At 36.7% G+C, this 3,846-nt stretch carries 3 protein-coding genes; all 3 read right to left on the reverse strand.

Annotation, left to right across the window (positions count from 1 at the left end; all coding sequences use genetic code 11):
• A partial coding sequence (locus tag VNJ50_RS15440; protein ID WP_325583188.1) for a DUF6909 family protein occupies positions 1–1,517 on the reverse strand: 1,517 nt, incomplete at its 3' end.
• Between the two features lie 28 nt (positions 1,518–1,545).
• Positions 1,546–3,048, reverse strand: coding sequence for a GH3 auxin-responsive promoter family protein (locus tag VNJ50_RS15445; RefSeq protein WP_325583189.1), 1,503 nt, complete (start codon positions 3,046–3,048; stop codon positions 1,546–1,548).
• Positions 3,048–3,846 (reverse strand): M23 family metallopeptidase (locus VNJ50_RS15450; protein WP_325583190.1); only part of this gene is annotated, 799 nt, incomplete at its 5' end. The genes VNJ50_RS15450 and VNJ50_RS15445, both read right to left, overlap by 1 nt.

Consider the following 3,846-nt stretch of genomic DNA (forward strand, 5'->3'; position numbering starts at 1 on the left):
GAGGCTGCCTGAATTGCTTTTTGATAATGAGCTCCTTCCATTTCAAGGCCTATAACGTTCCATGTGGAATTAAAGAAAAACTTTAAAATCTCTTTATTTTGGAGCGATGTCCCTAAAACAGTAATCATTGCGCCTTCATAAACGGCAATGCCATGACCTTCCAAATCTGATTTTGATAGTTCATTTTCTAAAGGATAATTATCAGCGGTGCCTTCAAAAATATGTGCCGAAGGAATCATGATATCGCCTTTTCCACCTTCCAAAATTCCGGCTTTACCCATAATTGAAATAGAATCGACATTCAGATGGATTTGCTTGCCATCTATCATTATAGGTTTTAACAACTCATCGATAGTTTCGTAAGCTTGTTCACCAAAAGCATAATCCATCACAAAGAGTACTGGCTTTTCTGAATCTTCAAATACTTTTGTTACTTCCAAGTCGGTTTTTAGAAAATCGATCTTCGCCGTATCAAAAATTTGAACATCAATGTTGGTTCCTGAGGTATCAGGAATATAAATCATGCCTTTTTGTAAAGCTTCTTTGGTCACTTTATCTCGTAAGCCTTGGTTTTCCTTTTGGCTCAAATCTTCATAAATTTCAAAAATATCTCGTTTTGAACTTAACGATTTTAGTGCTTGCGGCGCAAAAATAGAATTCATGACGCTATGCATGTTGGCACTGATAATATGTATTGGACGATCAATAAGTCCGTTTTTAATTAAGGATTCCTTAATAGTATCGGCCCAAATTTCACCATGGATATGATGCCCCAAGCGCTCTCTTAACATTGGACTAAAAGTAATGGTGCGCTTGTTATTGTTGACCACCTCTTCAATAGCCAGTTTTCCAAGCCAATAAATCAAACTTAAAAAACGCTCGGGTTGATGTGGCAAGGCAAAAGAGTTATATAAACTGGTAATTTCCTGAAACGTTCGTCCTAAAATATTGGCCGTATGCGTAATGGCAATCTCCCTATCTTGTTGCGATAACTCCTGACTGGAGAGTACTGCTTTTTCCAGTTTGATCCAATCGCGAGTAGTTGAACCTTCTTCATCAATAAGTACGCGTTTACTTATTTTGTGCGATTCAATAAACATGAACGTCAAATGTGTCAGAATATCATAGATTTCTGAACGCCCACGGGTAATTTCAATATTCATTTGTTCTTCATCAATTCGAAAGCAATTGCGTCGTCGTTTTGGCGGCACAATGGCTTTAAAATGCGAATCGATATAACCTTCGTCACTTGTAAGATTAATAAATGTACACTCTTCTATACCATACGGCAATCTATCTACAACATATAGCAATCCTTCCAATTCGGCCTTTTCATCACCAATGGATCCATAAATTTCCGGACTTAATTGTAAGAGCGATTCACGAAGTGTTTCACCAGAGACACCCATGGGTTTATAGAACCCACGATTAAATAAATGCCGCATGGTAATGTATATTCGTTCAATTGAATTGGAGCTTTCCTGAGCTCTAGTTCTGGCAAGAAGTTTTTTATTCATATTTAATATTTATGATGCAAATATAGTGTTAATATGTTAAATTTTTCTGTATCAATGCATCCGCTATCTTTCGATCATTGGAAAGTCGGGGTAACTTATTTTGTCCGCCTAATTTTCCTACAGATTTCATATAATCCTGAAAACCATCTTTTTTTATTCTTGTTATTTTTAAAGGTTGCAACACTTTGCCAACAATCAAATCAAAATAATAACTGTTTTGGTTTTGAAGTGACAACTCTATCTTTTCTGCCAATTGTGTGAGATTTTCAGGTTCATTTTCAAATTCAATAAACCATTCATGATACGGTAATCCGTCAATCGGATTTATCTGTGGTGCTACCGTAAATTCTGATACTTGAATGTTTGAACCTTGAATAGCCTCATTAAGTGCTTGCTCTACTTCCTTTCCAATAACGTGCTCTCCAAAAGCTGAAATAAAATGTTTGATACGACCCGAAACGACAATGCGATAAGGTGCCAAACAAGTAAACTCAACAGTATCACCAATATTATAACTCCAAAGACCGGCCGTGGTGGAAATAATCATCACATAATTGGTATTTAATTGAACATCTTTAATTGTGATGCGTTGGGGATTGGGATCAAAAAACGCATCGGCTTTTATAAACTCATAAAAAATGCCGGAATTGAGTTGCAAAAGCATTCCTTTTTGATTTTGTTGATCTTGATAAGCAAAAAAACCTTCGCTGGCGGGATAAAGTTCAATACTGTCCACTTTTCGTCCGATAAGATTTTCAAATTTTGCGCGATAGGGTTCATAATTAACACCGCCAAAAATGAACAAATTGAAGTTTTTGAAAACCTCACCCACTTTTTTTCCCGTTTTCTGATTGATTTTCTCAAAATACATCTGCACCCAGGAAGGAATACCTGAAATTATCGTCATGTTTTCGGGCAAGGTCTCATCAACTATCGCATCTACTTTGGTTTCCCAATCGTCTATGCAATTGGTTTCCCAAGAAGGCATCCTATTTTTTTGAAGGTATTTTGGAATATAATGTGCCACAATACCTGAAAGTCGGCCTAATTGAATCCCGTTTTTCTTTTCTAAGATTGGACTACCCTGTAAAAAAATCATTTTGCCATCCACAAAATCGGCATTTCCCGTTTCGGCAATATACATGAGAATGGCATTTCTGGCTGCTTGTATATGGGTGGGCATACTTTCTTTGGTAATAGGAATATATTTAGATCCTGAAGTGGTACCCGATGTTTTGGCAAAATAGATGGGTTTTCCTTTCCATAAAACATCAGGTTCTCCTGCAACAACGCGCTCCACATAAGGTTTTAGATCTTCATAATCACGCACCGGAACACGAGAAACAAAATCTGAATGGGAAGTGATATTTTTGAAATCATGATCCTTTCCAAACTGTGTGCGCTTTCCTTCTTTAATCAGATTTTCAAATACTTTTTGCTGTGTTTCAATGGGATTGTTGGCCCATTTTAAAACCGACTTTCTAATAAAGTGGGCAAAGGGTTTAGCTACTGCTGATTTTATTGAAATCATTATTTAAAATCTATAAAGTTGGTTGGATTTACTGGATAACCTTTGCTCCAAAGCTCAAAATGTAAATGTGGCCCTGTAGTAAGTTCACCAGTGTTTCCGGCCATGGCAATAACTTCGCCAGCTTTAACCACATCACCTTGTTCTTTGGTCAAAGAAGCATTATGCTTATATACAGAAATGAGTTCGTGGCTGTGCTCTATAATCACCACATATCCGGTTTCGGTGGTCCATTCTGCAAAAATAACGGTACCATCGGCGGTGGCTTTAACCGGTGTGTTTTTGGCTACTATAATATCTACGGCATAATGCTTTTCTTTAACATTATAGCCTTCAGAAATAGTGCCATTGACTGGTGGAAATAACACGAAATTAGAGTTTGATAAGGTCGATTCAAAAAGATTGTATTTATCTTCTTTATCTACTTTCTCGCGCAATAAAGAATCTTGTTTTGAAGGTTTTATGCTAACATGCACCGTTTCGGCATTGGCAGCGCTTAAAATTGAATCTTTGTTAAATTCTACCGCTTTAACATCGCCTGTCAATACCCTTTGTATAGAACTGAAATATTTTTCATTAACATCAATAATATGCTGTAGGGAATCTGTTTTAAAACTCAAGGCAATGGCCTGTTTTTTTAACTGTGTTGAAGAATAACCAGGAATAAACTCTCTTAAAGGTGTAAAAGCAATTAAAAAAATTGTGCCCGCAACCATCAGTATGCTGGACAAGGATACGATAACAAACACGTTTAAACGTGTGAGTTTAATGGCAAATCGTTCTTCAAAGGTATCTTCATTA

The organism is Gelidibacter sp., from assembly GCF_035577925.1.
Lineage (GTDB): Bacteria > Bacteroidota > Bacteroidia > Flavobacteriales > Flavobacteriaceae > Gelidibacter.

Bases quoted from the DNA above. Each gene is read 5' to 3' on its own strand.
- VNJ50_RS15445 (WP_325583189.1), bottom strand. From the start codon at position 3,048: ATGATTTCAATAAAATCAGCAGTAGCTAAACCCTTTGCCCACTTTATT.